Origin of the sequence: Streptomyces sp. NPDC006365, assembly GCF_042870755.1 — a bacterium.
Classification (GTDB): Bacteria; Actinomycetota; Actinomycetes; order Streptomycetales; family Streptomycetaceae; genus Streptomyces; species Streptomyces xiangluensis.
Genome location: NZ_JBIAHS010000031.1, coordinates 44,527 through 63,886, shown reverse-complemented (window position 1 = coordinate 63,886; position 19,360 = coordinate 44,527). Strand labels below are relative to the sequence as shown.

Sequence of the window (19,360 nt, the reverse complement as noted above, 5' to 3'; positions counted from 1 at the left end):
GCCCGCCGCCTGTGGATAACCCACCTGCGACGGGCCGTTCGGTACGAGATCTCCTGGACGAGCCCCTATACGGCGGCCTTCTTCAGGCGGCGCCGTTCACGCTCGGACAGACCGCCCCAGATGCCGAAGCGCTCGTCATTGGCGAGGGCGTACTCGAGGCACTCGGAGCGGACCTCGCAGGCGAGGCAGACCTTCTTGGCCTCGCGGGTGGAGCCGCCCTTCTCGGGAAAAAAGGACTCGGGGTCGGTCTGCGCGCAGAGCGCCCGCTCCTGCCAACCGAGCTCCTCGTCGGCCTCGTCGACCAGCAGTTCCTGAAACAGCTCGGTCATGTGCGCCCCTCGTCCGTCTCGCGTCCCCGTGATGCTGCCGTTACCGATTCCGGCTGAACGACACGAGTGAAATTACAAGTGTGCTGCTCCGGGCGAGTCAAGCCGAGATCTGCTATTGGGCCCCTTATTCACTCTGCGGAACCAAGGCTATGCGGAAAGTGTTCAAATCGGCATAAACCCTGACAGCAGGAAGAGGCCCAGTCGGGACTGCCGCCCCGCACAGGACCTGTACAGGGAAGGACGCCCGGGAGTTCGATCTCGTTCCGGCCGACGCACGAAGCGAGCTGGATCACATTCCGATCACAGGATCGCAACGAGGTTTGTGTGCCCGGTTGTTGCGCCATGTGTCCCGGCGGACTCCAGAACAAACCTTTCCCCGTCCAGAGGAACCGGATGAGGTGAAACATCTCCTGCATACCGGGCATCGAGTTGACAGTGAAGGTGTGAACCGGTGTCCTTGGGGGCATGCTCGCGAACTTGGCGCTCACCTCGACCCGCACCGCCGGGTCCCTCGGTGCTGCCCATGCCCGCTGTAGCTGTTGTTGTCGCAGCTGTTGAGCCTTTCCCAGCGCTCCCGCTGCCGCCAGGTCCGCCCGTAGTCCACCGGTACCTGGCCGCTGGTCCCTTCCGCCCGTTACGAGGGCGCCTCCAGATCTCCAGCACAGGCCTTACGCCTCTTCAGCCGAGGAACCACCGCACTCCATGAACAGCGACAGCGACCTTCAGATCGCCGGCGACATCCTTGAAGTCCCGCACCTCCTCCAGGCGCCGCGCGAGCATCCGGCCACCGTGGCCGAGTTCGTCGGACTGGCCCGCTCCATCGCCGCCGACCGCTCCCAGTGGGAGCACCTCGTCCAGTACGACGCGACGTCCCGGTGGTACCACCGGCTGCGCACCGGCCCCGGTTACGAGGTGTGGCTGCTCTCCTGGGTGCCCGGGCAGGGCAGCGGGCTGCACGACCACGGCCGCTCTTCCGGCGTGTTCACCGTCCTGGAGGGCGCACTGACGGAGCGCACGGAGCGCGGCACCCGCGCGTTGGGGGCCGGCGCCCAAAAGGTGTTCGCGCCGGGGTACGTCCACGAGGTGGTCAACGACTCGCTCGAGCCGGCCATAAGCCTGCACGTCTACTATCCGGGGCTGACCGAGATGCCGATGCACGCGCACGCGACCCGCTGCGCCGCGTCGCGTCCGCAGGAGCACGCGGAACAAGAGCACGGGAATGTCGTCACTGCCTGAGGCGACCGGCTGAGGCGACCGGCTGACGCGTTGTCGTACCCGCCTGCAAGACTGTCCCTCCCGTCGCCCGACCACCACCCCTCAACGAGTCAGCCTGGCGGCTGACACACTGTTCCAATGCGCATTGTGGTTCTGGCAGGCGGCATCGGCGGTGCCCGGTTTCTGCGTGGTCTGCGGCAGGCGGTGCCGGACGCGGAGGTCACCGTCATCGGGAACACCGGGGACGACATCCATCTCTTCGGGCTGAAGGTCTGCCCGGACCTCGACACGGTGATGTACACGCTCGGAGGCGGCATCAACGAAGAGCAGGGCTGGGGGCGGGCCGACGAGACCTTCCACCTCAAAGAGGAACTCGCGGCGTACGGGGTGGGGCCCGAGTGGTTCGGGCTCGGTGACCGGGACTTCGCGACGCACATCGTCCGTACGCAGATGCTGGGCGCCGGATATCCGCTCAGCGCCGTGACGGAGGCGCTGTGCGACCGGTGGAAGCCGGGGGTCCGGCTGATCCCCATGACCGACGACCGTGTCGAGACGCATGTGGCCGTCGAGGTGGACGGCGAGCGCAAGGCCATTCACTTCCAGGAGTACTGGGTACGGCTGCGGGCCTCCGTCGACGCGCACGCGGTGGTGCCCGTCGGCGCGGACCAGGCGAAGCCCGCGCCCGGGGTGCTCGAAGCGATCGCCTCGGCCGACGTGGTGATCTTCCCGCCGTCGAATCCCGTCGTGTCCGTCGGCACGATCCTCGCCGTGCCCGGCATCCGGGAGGCGATCGCCGACGCCGGCGTGCCCGTGGTCGGCCTCTCCCCCATCGTCGGGGACGCGCCCGTGCGCGGCATGGCCGACAAGGTCCTCGCGGCCATCGGCGTGGAGTCCACGGCCGCCGCGGTCGCCGAGCACTACGGATCGGGGCTCCTCGACGGCTGGCTCGTCGACACGGTCGACGCCTCCGCTGTGGACCGTGTGGAGTCCGCCGGCATCCGCTGCCGTGCCGTCCCCCTCCTGATGACCGACCTGGCCGCGGCGACCCGGATCGCCCGCGAGGCGCTGGCGTTGGCGGAGGAGGTGGAGGGCGCTTGAACGGCGGGGGTGCTTCGGGGCCGGATGCTCAGGAGTTGGCAGCGGTCGAGGAAGGTCCGGCGCGTGCGGTGCCCGGTTATCGGGTCTGGGCGCTTCCCGGGCTGCCCGAGATTCGTGAGGGGGACGATCTCGCCAAGTTGATCGCCGACGCCGAGCCCGGACTGCTCGATGGGGACGTCCTGCTCGTCACCTCGAAGGTCGTGTCCAAGGCCGAGGGTCGGGTCGTCGAGGCCGTTGACCGGGAAGCCGCCATCGACGCCGAGACCGTGCGGGTGGTGGCGCGGCGCGGGGCGTTGCGGATTGTCGAGAACCGGCAGGGGCTCGTGATGGCCGCGGCCGGGGTCGATGCCTCCAACACACCTGCGGGGACTGTGTTGTTGCTGCCCGAGGACCCCGATGCGTCCGCGCGGGCGATCCGGGACGGGTTGCGGGACACGCTGGGCGTCGACATCGGGGTGCTCGTCACGGACACGTTCGGGCGGCCGTGGCGTACCGGGCTCACCGATGTCGCCATCGGTGCCGCCGGTGTCCGGGTGCTCGACGATCTCCGGGGCGGCACCGACGCGTACGGCAATCCGCTCGGCGCCACCGTCGTCGCCACGGCCGACGAACTCGCCGCCGCGGGCGACCTGGTCAAGGGCAAGGCCGAGGGGCTGCCCGTCGCCGTGGTGCGCGGGCTGCCCCACGTAGTCACCACAGTCACCACAGAGACCACAGGCACCACCGGCACCACAGGCACCGGTGAAGACGAGGGGGCGCGGGCCATGGTGCGCGGTGCGCGCGACGACATGTTCCGGCTGGGCACCTCCGAGGCCGTACGGGAGGCCGTCACCCAGCGGCGTACCGTACGGGCCTTCACCGACGAGCCCGTGGATCCGGGGGCCGTACGCCGTGCGGTGGCCGCCGCCGTGACCGCGCCGGCGCCGCATCACACGACGCCGTGGCGATTCGTCCTCCTGGAGTCGGAGGAGTCCCGTACGCGGCTTCTCGACGCCATGCGGGACGCCTGGACAGCCGACCTGGAGCAGGACGGGAAGAGCGAGGAGTCCATCGCCAAGCGCGTACGGCGGGGGGATGTCCTGCGCAACGCGCCATATCTCGTCGTGCCCTGTCTCGTCATGGACGGCTCGCACACGTATGGCGATGCGCGCCGGGACGGGGCCGAGCGCGAGATGTTCGTGGTCGCCGCGGGTGCCGCAGTGCAGAACTTCCTCGTCGCGCTGGCCGGGGAGCGGCTGGGTTCGGCGTGGGTGTCGTCGACGATGTTCTGCCGGGATGTCGTACGCGACGTTCTGGGGCTGCCGGGAGGGTGGGATCCGATGGGGGCGGTTGCCGTGGGGCATGCGGCCGAGGAGCCTAAGCCGCGAGCTGAGCGGGAGGCGGGGGCCTTTATCGAAGTCCGGTGACGGCTGAAGCCTGGTGTTCGGCTTCTGGCTTCTGGCGGGAATCGGCGAGAGTCGGATTGCGGCTGAGGCCTCCGGTCCGTTCGTGAGCGCCTAGTCTCTTAAGCGCCTAAGCGCCTCAGCGCCCCGCGCTCCCGACACCCCTAGGACCCCACCCGTGGCCGGACGTTTCGACCCCCGACCCACGCGTACGACCGTACGCGGCGGGCATGTCGCCGCCGCCGGGCGCGTGCCGCGGCAGGCTGCGGCACCCGGGCGTACGCGCAGCTGGACGCCGCCCGGGCCGCTCGATCTCGGCCTCGTGCTCGGGCCGCTGCGGCGGGGGCCTGCCGATCCGACGTTCCGGGCGACACCGGACGGGGCGGTGTGGCGGGCCAGCCGTACGCCCGCGGGGCCCGGGACCCTAAGGGTCTCGATGCGGGGCGGGGTGGCCGTAGGGGAAGCCTGGGGGCCGGGGGCCGACTGGCTGCTGGAGCAACTTCCCCGGATGCTCGGGGAGTTGGACGATCCTTCCGCCTTCGAGCCACGGCATCGGCTGGTGGCTCTCGCGCGGCATCGGCGGCCGGGACTGCGGCTGACGCGTACCGGGCTGGTCATGGAGTCGTTGATTCCGTCGATTCTGGAGCAGAAGGTCACGACGCAAGAGGCGTACCGGGCCTGGCAGTTGCTCGTACGGAAGTACGGGGCGCCGGCGCCCGGACCCGCGCCCGGGCGCATGTACGTCATGCCGGAGCCGCGGACCTGGGCCCTGATTCCCTCGTGGGAGTGGCATCGGGCCGGAGTCGACAACAAGCGGGCGTCGACGGTTCTGCGGGCGGTTCGGGTGGCTCGGCGGTTGGAGGAGGCGGTGGGGTTCGAGCCGGATGCTGCGCAGGCTCGGCTTGAGTTGGTGTCCGGGATTGGGCCCTGGACCTCGGCGGAGACGGTGCAGCGAAGTCATGGTTCGGCGGATTCGGTGACCGTGGGGGATCTGCATCTGCCGGGGATCGTGGGGTATGCGCTGGCGGGCGACCGGGATGCGGATGACTCCGTCATGTTGGAGTTGCTGGCGCCGTATGCGGGGCAGCGGCATCGTGCGGCTCGGCTCATCTTGTTGAGCGGCCGCACTCCGCCTCGGCGTCAGCCGCGTATGCCTCGCGGGGACATTGGGCGACTGTGACTGTTCGGGTGCGGGTCTCGGTGGTTTCGCCCCCGCCGCCCCTACCCGTCCCATCCTGTCCTCGGGGCGTTGCCCCGAACCCCCACCAGGGGCTCCGCCCCCTGGACCCCGCCGGGGGCTGCGCCCCCAGGCCCCCATCGGCCAGGCGGCCTCGTCCTCAAACGCCGGACGGGCTGATTTCGCCTGGGCTGGGCGGGAAAGCGCGGGGGGTGTTGGTGGGGGGAACCTCCTGGACGGCCTCGTCCTCCAGCGCCGGGTAGTGGTCACTGATCCGACGAGAACCGCACTGCCCCTGCCGGCAGTACCGCGTCGCACCACACCCGTACGCCCTCCCGGAGTTCGTTGTCCGGGCCCACCGTCGCGCCGTCTCCCACCACCGCCCCCGTGAGGATCGAGCGCGTGCCCACCTGGGCGCGGGCGCCGATCAGGGAGTCCGTGATGATCGCTCCCGGGGCCACCACCGCGCCCGCCAGGATCGTGGAGCCAGAGATGCGGGCGCCGGAGCCGATGGTCGCGTCCTCGCCCACCACCGTACCGGCGGTCAGTTTCGCGTCGGGGGCGACCGTGGCCGACGGGAGGACCAGGCAGTCGCCGCAGCGGCCGGGGACTGCCGGGGAAGGGGCTCGGCCGAGGACCAGATCCGCGGAGCCTCGTACGAAGGCCTGGGGAGTGCCCAGGTCCAGCCAGTAGGTCGAGTCGACCATGCCCTGGAGGTGGGCGCCCGAGGACAGGAGGTCGGGGAACGTCTCGCGTTCCACCGAGACCGGGCGGCCGGCGGGGATCGTGTCGATGACCGAGCGGCGGAAGACGTACGCGCCGGCGTTGATCTGGTCGGTGACGATCTCCTCGGGGGTCTGGGGCTTTTCGAGGAAGGCCCGTACGCGGCCCGAGGCGTCAGTCGGGACCAGGCCGTACGCCCTCGGGTCCTCGACTCGCGTCAGGTGCAGGGAGACGTCCGCGCCCGAGGATTGGTGGGTGGCCACGAGGGCGGATATGTCGAGGCCGGTGAGTATGTCGCCGTTGAAGATCAGGACGGGATCGTCGGGGGCGGAGTGAAGGCGGGAGGCCACGTTCCGGATGGCGCCGCCGGTGCCGAGGGGCTCGACCTCGGTGACGTACTCGATCTGGAGTCCCAGCGACGAGCCGTCGCCGAAGTACGGCTCGAAGACCTCGGCGAGATAGGACGTGGCGAGCACGATGTGCTCGACCCCGGCCGCTCTGGCTCTCGCCAGCTGGTGCGTGAGGAACGGAACCCCGGCCGCCGGAACCATCGGCTTCGGCGTGTGCACCGTGAGCGGGCGCAGCCGTGTGCCCTTGCCGCCGACCAGGAGGATCGCTTCTGTCACCTGTCGTCTCTGCTTCCCTGTGGGGCCGGCCGAACTGTCTTTCGGCCGGCCAGTGTATGCAGACCGTTCGATGGCCGTGGGGAGCCTCTTGGGTGGCCGTGGGGAGCCGCAGCCCCGACCTCATCGCCCCTGATAGCGGGCCGAAGTGGTCCTGGCCTGGTGGAGCTTGGCGTACAGCCGAGCGCCTGGGCACTCGGTGGCGAAGCCGTCCCGGTGTCCGGAGATCACATTCAGTCGTACATTCTTGCCTTTTCGGAAGAGATTGCCACCGCCCGACTTCAGATATGTCTTGCCCGCCGGATTCGCCCCGTAGAGGCCGAGCTTCCACGCCGTGAGCCGGGCGACGCCTTGCACCGCGGCGCCGGGTGGGTTCGTACCGTTGAAGCTGCCGAGGACGGCGATGCCCATGCTGTTGCTGTTGAACCCGAGAGTGTGCGCGCCCTTGACCGGCTTGGTCACGCCTCCGGCCCGTCCCTCGTAGATGTTTCCGCACTTGTCGACGAGGAAGTTGTACCCGATGTCTCGCCAGCCACTGCTCTTGACGTGGTAGCGGTAGATACTGCGGATGACTGAAGGGGCTTGCGAGCAGCGGTAGTTGTTGCCCGAGGCGCTGTGGTGCACGAAGGCGGCCCGTACGGACTTGGTGTAGCTGAAGTGCCGCTCGCGCAGGCGCTCGTCCGCGCCCCAGCCGCGGCGGGTGACGATGCGTGGACGCGGGCCGATGTACGGGTTCGTGGCCGCACCCTCGGCCGCCTCGATGCCACGGGTCGCGAGGAGGTTCTCCTGCGTCTGCTTCCGGGTCAGTTCCGGGATGCTGGTGGCGCCGAGCGGTGCGAGGTCGGCGTTGACGGCGGACGCCGCGGCGGATTCGGCGGTGAGCGAGGTGGCGTTCGGGGCTTCCAGCTCGGGGCCCTGGGGCGGGGGCTCCTCGCCGGGGTCGACGAGTTCGAGGCGCAGACCGCTGGGCAGCAGCCCGCCCGTGACGGCTCGTCCGTCCGCTCCGTCCAGCTTGGCCTGTACGCGCACCTCCACGCCGTCCGACTCCCCCACCCACAGCGGTGCCGTGGAGCCGCGCACCCGCCCGGATGTGCGCTCGTCGGTGTCCGGGTCGGCCGCGTGCTCCAGGTTGTGCGTCTCGACGTCCTGCCAGGCGGACCACTTGCCGGTGTCGGCGGAGCGCGTACGGACCTGGACGATGCCACGCAACTCCGTGTCCGGGTCGTCCCAGACGACTCCGACGAGCGAGAAGCGGGGGGCGTCGCGCCGGGGCAGCCCCTGCACGGAGGCGGCGGCGCCGAGGGCGCGGTCGCTGGAGAGCGGAACGAGCGGGAGCGAGCGGGTGCTGCCGGGGACGGCCGACGCTTCGGAGACGGCCGACGCTTCGGAGACGGTCGGTCCCTCGAGGGCCGCCGGTCTCGCGACGGCTGCCGGTCTCTCGGCGGTCGCGGGTCTCGAGGTGTCGGCCAGAGCGTTGGAGGGGGACATCACGGGGAGGGCCAGGGCGGCCGCACACGTCACGGCGATCGAGGAAGCAAGGTATCCACGCATGTTCCAGATCGTGGACATAGCCATACTTATCTGTCCATCCGGGACTTGACGGTCCGTCGACCGGCACTCGTCCGAACCGGTGGCCCGGCCTCCCCCGGCCGGCCGAGGGCCCGCGTACGCTTTCCTCTTGTGACCGCAACCGACCGCACCCCAGCCGACCTGCTGCGATCCGCGCTCGCCGCGGACCCGGCACGCCCTTTGGTGACCTTCTACGACGACGCCACCGGCGAACGGGTCGAACTGTCCGTGGCCACCTTCGCCAATTGGGTGGCCAAGACCGCCAACCTCCTCCAGGACGAACTGTCCGCCGAGCCCGGCGAACGGGTCGCGCTGCTGCTGCCCGCGCACTGGCAGACGGCGGTGTGGCTGCTCGCCTGCTCCTCGGTGGGCGTGATCGCGGACATCGGGGGCGATGCGGGGGCCGCCGACCATGTGGTCGCGGGGCCGGGCCAGTTCGAAGCGGGGCTCGCGTGCGCGGGCTCTCGGATCGCGTTGTCGCTCGCGCCGCTGGGGCGTCGCTTTCCGACTCCGCCGGCGGGGTACGCCGACTACGCCGTCGAGGTGCCGGGCCAGGGCGATCGTTTCCAGCCGTACGCTCCTGTGGATCCGGAGGCGGCGGCGGTGATCGTGGCCGGGGCGGAGTTCACGGGGGCGGAGGTTGTCGAGCGGGCTCGGGCCGATGCCGCGGGGTTCGGGCTTACCGGGCCCGGGTCGCGGTTGTTGTCGGGGCTCTCTTACGACACGTGGGAGGGGCTTGGCGCAGGGCTGTACGCGCCTCTTGCCACGGGGGCCTCTGTAGTGCTGTGCCGTCACCTGGATCAGTTGGGTGAGGATGCGGTGGCCAAGCGGATCGAGAGTGAACGGGTGACTGCTACAAAACGCTGAGCGCTCGGCTGGAAGCAGGTTCGAAGCCGCGGGTCCGTTGTGGCTTGTCGCTCCCCCATCGCGGCGGAGCCGTCGTGCAGAGAAGCACGCCTGACAACACGCAGGGAAATACCCCTCGAAATCCCCCATCCGGCCCAGCCCCCACCCTCCCCACGCGCCTCCCGTTCCCACCCGGTCCATGGTCGTAAGAGCACAGCACGCTCGTACGCCGTGAGGGGTGGAACCTAAGTGAGCGGCACCCGAGGCCTGGGACCCGGTCGTGGCGCTTCGCCCACCGGGGCCGGAGGGGTGCGGCGGCGGTGGATCAGGTACGGGGCGGTGGGGGTGGCGCTCGGGCTGCTCGCTGCCGCGGGGGGCGGGTGGGCCCTGTACGAGAAGCTGGACGGGAACATCACGGCGGACGAGGCTGCCGCGGCCGAGCTTGCCCGGTACGAGAAGGAGCGGCCGACCGCGTTGGTGAAGGATGCGCAGAACGTCCTGCTGATCGGGTCCGACTCGCGCTCGGGCGAGGAGAACCGCAAGTACGGGCGGGACTTCGGCACCGAGCGGTCCGACACCGTGATCCTGCTGCATCTCGCGGCGAACCGGCGCAGCGCGACCGCCGTTTCGATACCGCGCGACCTGATGGTGGACGTGCCGGGTTGCCGGCGCCGGGACGGCAGCCGTAGTGAGCCGGTGTTCGCGATGTTCAACTACGCCTTCCAAGCGGGGGGTTCGGCCTGCACGATTCGTACGGTCGAGAAGCTGACGGACATCCGGATCGACCATCACATGGTCGTGGACTTCAACGGTTTCAAGGACATGGTCGACGCGGTCGACGGCGTCGTGGTCTGCCTCAAGGAGCCGATAGACGACCGCGCGGCGAAACTGCGGCTCCCCGCGGGCAAGGTGAAGCTCAACGGCGAGCAGGCCCTGGGCTATGTGCGCGCCCGCAAGAGCATCGGCGACGGCAGCGACACGGAGCGGATGGAACGCCAGCAGCGGTTCCTGGGCGCGCTCGTCAGCAAGGTGCGCAGCAATGACGTACTGCTGAATCCAGTGAAGCTCTACCCGGTGCTCGACGCGGCGACCTCGTCGCTCACCACGGACCCGGCGCTGGCGAACCTGCGAGGCCTGTACGACCTGGTGCGTGGCCTGCGCAATATCCCCACCGAACGTGTGCAGTTCCTGACGGTGCCGAGGGAGTCGTACCCCTACAACCCCAATCGCGACCAATTGGTGGAAGCCGAGGCGGAGAAACTCTTCGAGCGGCTACGCAGGGACGCTCCGGTGGAGGTCTCGGACAACTCGGGCGATCAGGAAGGCAAATCGGACGGAAAGCGTAATGACGGACCCTCACCCTCGACGAGCCCTGCGCCGACTTTCCGGGGGAACACGGCGGCCGAGGACCCGTGCGGTTAAGCCCCGAACGCGTCTGCGAGCAAAGGGCACACCAAGTTGGGGAACATTCGTCCAAAAATATGGGGCAGATTGACCGGTTGTAAGACGTGGAATTTGTCACCGGCGTCCCTTGACGGTGATCCGGCCGGATAGTGTGAGCGGTCCGGTGCACCCGGCCATGAGGTCATGCACCTGCTTGAACGAGACCGGGCGCTTTTTGAGGGGAGAAGGCGCCGCGTGGCCCCGACGGAGGACAAACACAACCGTGGACGCGCAAGGCCGAGGGCGGGCGGAGAACATCGACCCCGCAGACCAGTGGGTACTCAATCCGAACACCGGTGACTACGAATTGCGACTGGGTGCTTCCACAGCGCAGCCGTCGGTTCCCGGCCCTCGCTCCTCAAGAACCGCGACCGCAGGTGCCGCCGCGCCCCCGCGCGGCCGTTCGGCGCCGGGGCGGGAGTACCGGGGATCGCCGGAGGTGGCGCCGGCACCCGACGTCGTACCCGGCCCGCGCAGGCGACGCCCGCCACAGGGACCGCCGCCGACCCGTCGCAAGGGCAGGCAGCCAAAGCCCAGGGGCAAGAAGATAGCGCTGTGGACCGGCGGCACCATGGCCTTCGCGCTGGTCGCCGTCTCGACGGCGGGCTATGTCTACGTCAAGCACCTCGAGGGCAACGTCGCCACGACGGACGTCGGGAGCGCGGGCGCGGGGAACTTCAGCAAGGACAAGGCCTTCAACATCCTGATCATCGGGACCGACAAGCGCACCGGCAAGGGCAATCAGGGGTACGGCGACACCGACAACGTCGGGCACGCCGACACCAACATCCTGCTGCACGTCTCCAAGGACCGTACGAACGCGACCGCGATGAGCATTCCGCGCGACCTGATCGTGGACGTCCCGGACTGCCCCACCAAGCAGGAGGACGGCTCCACCAAGGTCATCACCGGCTCGCAGGGCGTCCGCTTCAACACGAGCCTCGGGCAGAGCGGACGGGATCCGGGCTGCACGATGCGTACGGTCAAGGAGGCCACCGGCATCTCGGTGGACCACTTCATGATGGCCGACTTCAACGCGGTGAAGACGCTGACGTCGGCGGTGGGCGGGGTCGAGGTCTGCCTCACCAAGCCCGTCGACGACCAGGAGTCGAAGCTCAAACTGCCCGCGGGCACGTCGACGGTCGAGGGCGAGCAGGCACTCGCCTTCGTCCGCACCCGGAAGAGCTTCGGCAACAGCGGCGACCTCGACCGCATCAAGGTGCAGCAGCAGTTCCTGGGTTCGCTCATGCGGAAGATGTCTTCCAGCGACACTCTGACCAGCCCCACGAAGCTGCTGAAGCTGGCGGAGGCCGCCACCAAGGCGCTGACCGTCGACACCGGCATCGGCCGGGTCAGCACGCTCAAGGACGTGGCCCTGGAGCTGAAGAAGGTGCCGCCGAAGAACGTCTCCTTCATGACGGTGCCGGTCATCGACAATCCGACCGAGCAGGTCAAGGCCACGGTCGTCATAGATGAGTCGAGGGGTCCCGAGATCTTCTCGATGATCAAGGACGATGTCTCGTTCACCGAGGTGAAGAAGAAGCAGCAGAAGGAGAAGGCCGCCGTTGCCGCCCGCCTCAAGGGGTCCAAGGCCGACCCTTCGGAGGTACGCGTACGGATCCTCAACGGCGGTGCCGCCCCTGGCTCCGCGCAGGAAACCCTCACCTACCTGCAGAACGACGAGGGCGTGCTCAAGTCCGAGAACGCGGGTAACGCCGAGGCGACCCTGAAAAAGACAACCCTCGAGTACGCTCCCGACCAGGCAGACCAGGCACGCAGGCTCGCCGACATCATGGGCCTGTCTGGGTCGGCCATGAAGCCGGGCGAGAGCGTGACCAACTCCCAGGGCCTGCCGGCGATCACGCTGACTCTGGGAGAGGACTTCACGGGGGCAGGGGAATCCCTCACCGCACCGTCGACGACGCCGGATGTGGAGAAGTCCACGGCGGACAAAGTCGAGTGCGCCAAGTGACCTGAACGGCCTGCCATACGTCTACCAAGGCGTATGGCAGGCCTGTTCAGTGGCGCAGGGGTGGGGAGGCAGGGGGCATGACGCAGAGTGGTGTGCGTGGAGAGCCGACGCGACCACGCGTCCGGCAGGCTCAGGACCTGGGCCGGGACGACAGTCCGCGCGAGAACACCGAGTCGGACGGCGGCGGTGACGGCAGCGGTGCGGGAGGCAGACGGCGCGGCAGCAGAAGACGGCCGCGGGGCAAACGCGGCATACTCCGCTGGTCCGCGATAACCCTGTCGGTACTGATACTTGGCACGGCCGGCGCCGGATACTTCTACTACTGGCATCTGAACAACAACATCAGCAAGGGCGAGCGCAGCAGCGGAGACTCCGACGCCAAGAAGGCGGAGCCGAACGCGGCCGGCCAGACGCCACTGAACATCCTTCTGATCGGCTCCGACAGCCGTAACTCAGCTCAGAACCTGAAGCTCGGCGGGAGCCGGGAGAGCGTGGGCAGCAAGCCGCTGGGCGACGTCCAGATGCTCATCCACCTGTCCGCGGGCCGGAAGCACGCCTCAGTGGTGAGCATTCCGCGCGACACCCGGGTCGACATCCCCGAGTGCAAGGACCCCGAGACCGGCAAGACCTACCCGGCGACCAACGACATCATCAACGCCTCGCTGGCCCGCGGCGGAGCCGGCTGCACGCTGGCCACCTGGGAGAACCTCACCGGTGCCTATATCGATCACTGGATGACGATCGACTTCGCGGGCGTGGTGAGGATGGCGGACGCCATCGGCGGTGTCGAGGTCTGTGTGGAGCAGAACGTGTGGGACCGGCCGCTGCCCGGCATCCCGGGCGGCTCCGGTCTCAAGCTGAAGGCCGGCAAGCAGAAGGTCCAGGGCAAGTCGGCATTGCAGTGGCTGCGCACCAGGCACGCCTTCTACAGCGACCTCGGGCGCGCCAAGGCCCAGCACATGTACATGAACTCGATGATCCGCACGCTGAAGAAACAGAACGTCTTCACCGACACCGGCCGGCTGATGAGCCTGGCCGAGGCGGCCACGAACTCCCTGAAGGTCTCCGAGGAGATCGGCTCGGTCGATGACCTGTACGGCCTCGGCATGCAGCTCAAGACAGTGCCGACCGACCGCATCACCATGACGACGATGCCGACCGTTGTGGACCCGCAGAACCCCAACCACCTGGTGCCGGACGGCGCGGACGCCGAGCAGGTGTGGACGATGGTCCGCGACGACGTGGCCTTCGACAACAAGGGAAAGAACTCGGACGCGAAGAAGAAGCCTGCGCAGGAGCAGGCTTCCGACGACCCGGCCGCCGAGGACGGCGAGATCGGCGTCGTGGTGCAGAACGGCACGCGCTCCTCCACCCTCGCCCCCGTCGGCGGGCGTGCGAACACGGTGAGCCAGGTGCTCGTACAGAAGGGCTTCAGCAGGGCGACGGCCGACGGGACGGTGACTCTCGCCGAGGACAAGTCAGTGGTCCGCTATCCGAGCGCCGAACTGGAAGGCGATGCCCAGCGCGTCGCCAAGTCGCTGGGGATTCCGCTGAGCTCGGTGAAGAGGACGACCGATGTCTCCGGCGTCACCCTCGTCGTGGGCGCCGACTGGCGCGAGGGCACGGCCTATCCGAAGCAGTCCAAGCCCAAGGCCGGGGATGTCCCCGAGACCGCCGACGCCCTGAACGGCTCGGACAGCGACAAGTGCATGCCCGTGTACAAGCCCTACCGCTGGTAGTTCCCCGGCATCACCGCGGTGCTCAGCTCTCCGCGAGCACCGCGGGCCGCCGCGACGCGATGACCTTCCTGGCCAGTGAGCGTGGGCTGGTCAGGAAGCCCCAGCCCCACGACATGTGCATCGTGGCCAGAGCTACGGGGATCTGCAGGCGTGCCTTCAACGGCAGGCCCTTGCCCGCCGGTATGGAACCGGCGGCGATGGCCGCGAGATAGCCGGCCGGGACGACGAAGCCCCAGGGGGTCAGCGCGGCGCCCGCCACGAGGCCCGCCGCTATCGCGCACACCGCAACCGGCGGAGCGAGGTAGCGCAGGTTGATGGAGCCCTCGTGGTAGCGGGCGACGACGTGGCGCCAACGGCCGTAGTCCTTGTACTGCTTGGCGAGGGCGCGCACCGAAGGCCTGGGCCGGTACGAGACCTTCAGCTCCGGCGAGAACCAGATCAGGCCGCCCGCCTCCCTGATCCGGAAGTTCAGCTCCCAGTCCTGGGCGCGGATGAACTCCTCGTTGTAGCCGCCCTGTTGCTCCAGCGCCTCGCGCCGGAAGACGCCAAGGTAGACCGTTTCGGCCGGGCCCGCCTGACCGCCCGTGTGGAAGGCTGCGCTGCCGACCCCGATCTTCGACGTCATGGCCGCCGCCACCGCGTGCTCCCAGTCGTTCTCGCCCTCGGCGTGCATGATGCCGCCGACGTTCTGCGCCCGGGTCTCCTCCAGCAGCCGTACGGCCGTGGCGATGTAGTTCGGCGAGAGCATGCCGTGCCCGTCGACCCGTACGACGACGGGGTGCCGGGACGCCTTGATCGCGGCGTTCAGCGCGGCCGGCGTTCGGCCCGTCGGGTTCGGGACGGTGTGCACGCGGGGGTCTTCTCGTACGAGCTCGGCCGCGATCTCGTCCGTACGGTCCGTGGAGGGACCGATGGCGATCACGATCTCCATCTCGCCGTCGTACTCCTGGGCGAGGATCGCTTGGACGGCTCCGCGCAGATGCCGCTCCTCGTCGAGGACGGGCATGATCACGGATACGGCGGGGAGGCGCCCGTCGGAATTCACGTGCTGGGGTTCCCTCTCGTCTTTGCGGCCGGGGGTCCGGCCCGCCGCGCAGCGGCTGTCAGGCGCGGTGCCCCGGGAAATGCGGTATCAGGCCGTACGTTACCGCGAACGGGGGACACGGACGCGCGCCGCCCGGCTTGCCGCACCGAGCCGCAGATCGTATGGGCCTACGGTTCTTAACGGTCCCGCACACCCGGCCGACGCGGAGGTGTTCCCCCTTGCCCACGCCGCCCCGCAGACCCGCTCGCCCGCCGCGGCAGCGCCCGTCTCGGCCGCCCGTACGGCGCAAGCGGCCACGGTGGGCCATGCGGATGGTGACATCGCTGTCCGTGGCGGTACTCGCGGCGGCCGGCATCGGCCACGCGGTGGTCACCGGCTTCGACGCCGACATCGACCGCATCGACCCCTTCAAGGACATGAAGAACCGGCCCGCACAGGGTGACGGCATGAACGTCCTGCTCGTCGGCACCGACGGCCGCGAGCGGATCAGCAAGGCGGAGCGCAAGAAGTACCGCCTCGGCGGCGCACCCTGCCGCTGCACGGACACCATGATGATCGTGCACATCTCGCAGGACCGGAAGCGGGCCAGCGTCGTGAGCCTGCCGCGCGACTCGTACGCCGAGACGCCCGCGCACACCGACCGCACCACCGGCGAACGGCACCGCCCGCACGCACTCAAGCTCAACGCCGCGTACGCGGAGGGCGGGCCTCGACTGACCGTGCGTACCGTCGAGAACATGACCCGCGTGAAGATCGACCACTATCTGGAGGTCGACTTCACCAGCTTCATCAGGACCGTGGACGAGCTCGGCGGCGTACGGATCTGCACGGTGCGCCCGCTGAAGGACTCGTACACCGGACTGAACCTGCCCGCCGGGACGCATGACCTGAACGGTGGTCAGGCGCTTCAGTACGTACGTTCCCGGAACATCGACGGCGCGGCGGACCTCAGCCGGATGCAGCGCCAGCAGCGTTTCCTGGCCGCGCTGGTCGAGCGGGCCACTTCGTCCGGTGTGCTGCTGAACCCGATGAAGTTCCGCGATGTGACGCAGGTCGTGCTCGGCTCGGTGCGGGCGGACAAGGGCTTCGGCCCGGACAAGCTGGTCGATCTGGGGTGGGCGATGCGGAACTTCTCGCCGTCCTCCTCGGAGTTCGCGACCGTCCCGATCGGGCGGATGGGGTTCCCCGTGAAGGGCATCGGCTCGACGCTGAAGTGGGACGCGAAGAAGTCGGAGCGGATCTTCCGTGCCCTGCGCGAGGACAGGCCGCTGGCCCCGCATCACTCCCCTTCCAAGGCCGTACGCGTCGATGTGGCGCCGCAGCAGATCCGCGTCCAGGTCGAGAACGGCACGGCCACGTCGGGCCTCGGCCGCCGTGTCGACGACGCGCTGTCCGCGACGGGCTTCAACACGACGGGCGCCCCGAAGAACGCCCGCGACCGCTCCGTCGAGCGCACCCTCATCACGTACGACCCCGGCTGGGACCGCTCGGCCAAGTCGCTGGCGGCGGCCCTGCCGGGCAGTCGGTCTCGGGCGGTCAAGGGCCAGGGCCCGACGCTGAAGGTGATCGCGGGCTCGGACTTCAAGAGGGTGACGAAGGTACGGGCGGAGGATGCGCGGCGCGGGGAGGCCGGGGTGGCCACCGGGGACGAGGTGGCGTGTCCGTGAGGCCCCGAGCCGCTGACCGACCGGCTTGAAGCGGCTTGACCGGAATATCACATTCCGTTCAAGGAGCCTGTTCTGTCATGGCCTTTCTCTTTATGTCAGTCTCTGCAAGGTCCGGTTTGCATCAGCTTTGCAACGGGGGTGGTGTGATTTTCCGGGGACTCTTGTAAGCCGTACGGCTGAGCACTGCACACTGGGGCGCATGAACAATTGGCCCGAGGGATGGCACGGAGACAACGGCGGCGACCGTTACGGCCGCGGCAGCGCGAGCGCCCAGCCCGAGGGCGCGCGCGTGATGCGACAGGTGGGGCGCGGCCCGGGAGTGGGACCGTCGGCGCCGCCACGGGGCGGGGTCCCGCCGCAGCACACCTACGACGACGGCTACGGGCACCCCGACGACAACTTCGACAACGGCTACAACACGGGCCAGGTGTACGGCTCGCCGGGCGGCGGAGGGCCCGGCGGACCCACGGCCCACGGCCGCCGTCCACGGCCCGCGCCGAACTGGGGCCGCCGGATCAAGTGGACCGCGATAACCGTGGTCACGCTGCTGGTCGTGGTCTCCATCAGTACGTACTTCTGGGCCGACTCGAAGCTCAAGCGCGAGGTCGACCTGTCCAAGGTGATCGACCGGCCCGAGACGGGCGAGGGCACGAACTACCTGATCGTCGGCTCCGACAGCCGCGAGGGCCTGTCCGACGAGGAGAAGAAGCGGCTCCGTACGGGCTCCGCCGACGGCAAGCGCACGGACTCGATGATGATCCTGCACGTCGGCGACAACGGGAACACGATGATCTCGCTGCCGCGCGACTCGAACGTGGAGATTCCGTCGTTCAAGGGCTCCGACTCCGGCAAGCTCTACGAGGGCACGGGCCGCCAGGTGAAGCTGAACGCGGCGTACGCGGAGGACGGGCCCGAGCTGCTCGTGCGTACCGTCGAGGCCAACACCGGCCTGCACATCGACCACTACGCGGAGATCGGCTTCGCCGGCTTCGCGAAGATCGTCGACGCGATCGGCGGCGTGGAGATCACGATCCCCCCGGGCGGCATGAAGGACACCAAGTCCGGCGCCGACTTCGAGGCGGGCAAGCAGACCCTCAACGGCGAGCAGTCCCTGGCCTTCGTCCGTACGCGGTACGCGCTCAAGGGCAGCGACCTGGACCGTACGAAGAACCAGCAGAAGTTCCTCTCGGCCCTCGCCAACCAGACCGCGACCCCGTCCACGGTCCTCAACCCCTTCAAGCTGTACCCGACCATGGGTTCCGGCCTCGACACCCTCACCGTCGACAAGGACATGTCCCTGTGGGACCTGACCTCCATGTTCTGGGCCATGAAGGGCGTCACCGGCGGCGAGGGCAAGTCGATGAACATGCCCATCTCCGGCAACGCCTCCAACGGCAACCTCCAGTGGGACACCGCCAAGGTCAAGACGCTGGTGGAGCAGCTGAAGAACGACGAGAAGGTGACGGTCACGGAGTAGGACAAAGCCCGCTTCGCAAGCGCCTGTCATCTGTCGGCTGCCTGTGAAGCGGGCTTTTGCGTGCCGTCTTTTTTCCCGGGCCGGGCGGAGTCGGCCGAGGCTCATGCCGTAGCACTCATGCCGTGGCGCCGGACATCGCGCGACACGACTGCGCACAGCGGCGACACGCCTCGGCGCAGCGCATCATCTGCGCGTCGTCCTGCATCGCCATACACGCCTCCGCGCACATGTCACACGCCCGCGCGCACATCGCGCACATCTCGGCCGACATCGGCGACCTGCGCATCATCATGTCCGCGCACATACGGGTCATCTCGGAGCAGTCGATGAGCGCGCGCATGATCTGCATCTGGGCCTGGCCGCCCATCTGCATGCAGGAGCTCATGGTCTCCTCGCACACGCTGTGGCACGACATGCACGCCTCGACGCAGTCCTGCATCTCCTTGCTCATCGGGCTCATGGTTCCGGGCTGCTGCATGGCTCCTCCTGGAAGTGGTGGGGTCCCAGTGCGGGTCCCCATGCCCTTCCGTGGTACGCCCGCTGCCCACCGCGCGCCATCCGGCGGACGCCAACAATCCATCACAAAGCCCGCCAGGGCCCCTCAAGAGCACACTTCTCGCGGGGCTGAGCTCACTCCTTGCGGGGCTGGTTGAAACGCAGCATGTTGCCGGCGGGGTCGCGGAACGCGCAGTCGCGGACGCCGTAGGGCTGGTCCATCGGCTCCTGCAGCACCTCGGCGCCCGCACCGCTGATGCGCTCGAAGGCGGCGTCGACGTCATCCGTCACGAAGATGACGCCGCGCAGCAGCCCCTTGGCCATCAGCTCCGCGAGGGCCTGTTTGTCGGCCGGTGAGGTGCTCGGATCGGCGGCGGGCGGTTCCAGGACGATGTTCACGTCCGGCTGCGTGGGCGACCCGACGGTCACCCAGCGCATCCCCTCGAAGCCGACGTCATTGCGTACCTCGAGGCCGAGTACGTCGCGGTAGAAGGCGATCGCCTTGTCGTGGTCGTCGACGGCGATGAAGCATGAGGAAAGTCCGATGTCCATGGCGTTCA

General features: G+C 68.9%; 16 protein-coding genes. 10 read left to right on the top strand and 6 right to left on the bottom strand.

Annotated features, from left to right (window positions below; genetic code table 11):
• Positions 1 to 65: 65 nt before the first annotated feature.
• Positions 66 to 329 (bottom strand): WhiB family transcriptional regulator, encoded by a 264-nt coding sequence (locus ACFYO0_RS44390; protein ID WP_119102212.1) that lies wholly within the window; start codon positions 327 to 329, stop codon positions 66 to 68.
• A 702-nt stretch (positions 330 to 1,031) separates the two neighbouring features.
• Here ACFYO0_RS44390 and ACFYO0_RS44385 point away from each other — a divergent pair.
• The 4 genes from ACFYO0_RS44385 (at position 1,032) to ACFYO0_RS44370 (ending at position 5,204) form a co-directional block, all read left to right on the top strand.
• Positions 1,032 to 1,565, top strand: a complete 534-nt coding sequence (locus ACFYO0_RS44385) for a cysteine dioxygenase (RefSeq protein WP_388687623.1) — start codon at positions 1,032 to 1,034, stop codon at positions 1,563 to 1,565.
• 117 nt (positions 1,566 to 1,682) lie between these two features.
• On the top strand, positions 1,683 to 2,642 hold the full coding sequence (gene cofD / locus ACFYO0_RS44380; RefSeq protein ID WP_388687622.1) for a 2-phospho-L-lactate transferase: 960 nt from the start codon (positions 1,683 to 1,685) through the stop codon (positions 2,640 to 2,642).
• 35 nt (positions 2,643 to 2,677) lie between these two features.
• A complete protein-coding gene (locus tag ACFYO0_RS44375; RefSeq protein WP_388687621.1) occupies positions 2,678 to 4,048 on the top strand; it encodes a coenzyme F420-0:L-glutamate ligase in 1,371 nt (456 codons plus the stop codon).
• A 154-nt stretch (positions 4,049 to 4,202) separates the two neighbouring features.
• Positions 4,203 to 5,204 carry a DNA-3-methyladenine glycosylase family protein gene (locus tag ACFYO0_RS44370; protein WP_388687619.1) on the top strand — a complete coding sequence of 334 codons (1,002 nt, stop codon included), beginning with the start codon at positions 4,203 to 4,205 and terminating at the stop codon, positions 5,202 to 5,204.
• 263 nt (positions 5,205 to 5,467) lie between these two features.
• Here the strand turns inward: ACFYO0_RS44370 and ACFYO0_RS44365 are convergent, their stop codons facing one another.
• Positions 5,468 to 6,550 (bottom strand): sugar phosphate nucleotidyltransferase, encoded by a 1,083-nt coding sequence (locus ACFYO0_RS44365; RefSeq protein WP_388687617.1) that lies wholly within the window; start codon positions 6,548 to 6,550, stop codon positions 5,468 to 5,470.
• A gap of 120 nt (positions 6,551 to 6,670) precedes the next feature.
• Positions 6,671 to 8,098: a peptidoglycan recognition protein gene (locus ACFYO0_RS44360; protein ID WP_388687615.1), complete on the bottom strand. Its 1,428-nt coding sequence runs from the start codon at positions 8,096 to 8,098 to the stop codon at positions 6,671 to 6,673.
• A gap of 129 nt (positions 8,099 to 8,227) precedes the next feature.
• On the opposite strand from ACFYO0_RS44360, the gene ACFYO0_RS44355 reads away from it, so the two are divergent.
• The 4 genes from ACFYO0_RS44355 (at position 8,228) to ACFYO0_RS44340 (ending at position 14,116) form a co-directional block, all read left to right on the top strand.
• Positions 8,228 to 8,983 (top strand): TIGR03089 family protein, encoded by a 756-nt coding sequence (locus ACFYO0_RS44355; RefSeq protein WP_388687613.1) that lies wholly within the window; start codon positions 8,228 to 8,230, stop codon positions 8,981 to 8,983.
• 228 nt (positions 8,984 to 9,211) lie between these two features.
• Positions 9,212 to 10,384 carry an LCP family protein gene (locus tag ACFYO0_RS44350; RefSeq protein WP_388687611.1) on the top strand — a complete coding sequence of 391 codons (1,173 nt, stop codon included), beginning with the start codon at positions 9,212 to 9,214 and terminating at the stop codon, positions 10,382 to 10,384.
• Between the two features lie 244 nt (positions 10,385 to 10,628).
• Complete coding sequence (locus tag ACFYO0_RS44345; RefSeq protein ID WP_388687609.1) at positions 10,629 to 12,377, top strand: LCP family protein; 1,749 nt, start codon at positions 10,629 to 10,631, stop codon at positions 12,375 to 12,377.
• Between the two features lie 77 nt (positions 12,378 to 12,454).
• On the top strand, positions 12,455 to 14,116 hold the full coding sequence (locus ACFYO0_RS44340) for an LCP family protein (RefSeq protein WP_388687607.1): 1,662 nt from the start codon (positions 12,455 to 12,457) through the stop codon (positions 14,114 to 14,116).
• Between the two features lie 22 nt (positions 14,117 to 14,138).
• On the opposite strand, the gene ACFYO0_RS44335 is transcribed toward ACFYO0_RS44340, so the two are convergent.
• Positions 14,139 to 15,161 (bottom strand): glycosyltransferase family 2 protein, encoded by a 1,023-nt coding sequence (locus ACFYO0_RS44335; protein WP_388687605.1) that lies wholly within the window; start codon positions 15,159 to 15,161, stop codon positions 14,139 to 14,141.
• A 305-nt stretch (positions 15,162 to 15,466) separates the two neighbouring features.
• Between ACFYO0_RS44335 and ACFYO0_RS44330 the strand changes: the two genes are divergently transcribed.
• Both ACFYO0_RS44330 and ACFYO0_RS44325 read left to right on the top strand, forming a co-directional pair.
• Positions 15,467 to 16,828, top strand: coding sequence for an LCP family protein (locus tag ACFYO0_RS44330; RefSeq protein WP_388687603.1), 1,362 nt, complete (start codon positions 15,467 to 15,469; stop codon positions 16,826 to 16,828).
• A gap of 199 nt (positions 16,829 to 17,027) precedes the next feature.
• Positions 17,028 to 18,305 carry an LCP family protein gene (locus tag ACFYO0_RS44325; RefSeq protein WP_388687601.1) on the top strand — a complete coding sequence of 426 codons (1,278 nt, stop codon included), beginning with the start codon at positions 17,028 to 17,030 and terminating at the stop codon, positions 18,303 to 18,305.
• 115 nt (positions 18,306 to 18,420) lie between these two features.
• Here the strand turns inward: ACFYO0_RS44325 and ACFYO0_RS44320 are convergent, their stop codons facing one another.
• Entirely contained in the window at positions 18,421 to 18,783 is a 363-nt protein-coding gene (locus ACFYO0_RS44320) for a four-helix bundle copper-binding protein (protein ID WP_388687599.1), read from the bottom strand.
• A gap of 152 nt (positions 18,784 to 18,935) precedes the next feature.
• On the bottom strand, positions 18,936 to 19,352 hold the full coding sequence (locus ACFYO0_RS44315; RefSeq protein WP_388687597.1) for a VOC family protein: 417 nt from the start codon (positions 19,350 to 19,352) through the stop codon (positions 18,936 to 18,938).
• Between the last annotated feature and the right edge of the window lie 8 nt (positions 19,353 to 19,360).

Coding starts and splice junctions, on each gene's coding strand:
- ACFYO0_RS44320 (WP_388687599.1), bottom strand. CDS start 18,783: ATGCAGCAGCCCGGAACCATGAGCCCGATGAGCAAGGAGATGCAGGAC.
- ACFYO0_RS44390 (WP_119102212.1), bottom strand. CDS start 329: ATGACCGAGCTGTTTCAGGAACTGCTGGTCGACGAGGCCGACGAGGAG.
- ACFYO0_RS44340 (WP_388687607.1), top strand. CDS start 12,455: ATGACGCAGAGTGGTGTGCGTGGAGAGCCGACGCGACCACGCGTCCGG.
- ACFYO0_RS44385 (WP_388687623.1), top strand. CDS start 1,032: ATGAACAGCGACAGCGACCTTCAGATCGCCGGCGACATCCTTGAAGTC.
- ACFYO0_RS44360 (WP_388687615.1), bottom strand. CDS start 8,098: ATGCGTGGATACCTTGCTTCCTCGATCGCCGTGACGTGTGCGGCCGCC.
- ACFYO0_RS44330 (WP_388687603.1), top strand. CDS start 15,467: ATGCGGATGGTGACATCGCTGTCCGTGGCGGTACTCGCGGCGGCCGGC.
- ACFYO0_RS44325 (WP_388687601.1), top strand. CDS start 17,028: ATGAACAATTGGCCCGAGGGATGGCACGGAGACAACGGCGGCGACCGT.
- cofD (WP_388687622.1), top strand. CDS start 1,683: ATGCGCATTGTGGTTCTGGCAGGCGGCATCGGCGGTGCCCGGTTTCTG.
- ACFYO0_RS44315 (WP_388687597.1), bottom strand. CDS start 19,352: ATGGACATCGGACTTTCCTCATGCTTCATCGCCGTCGACGACCACGAC.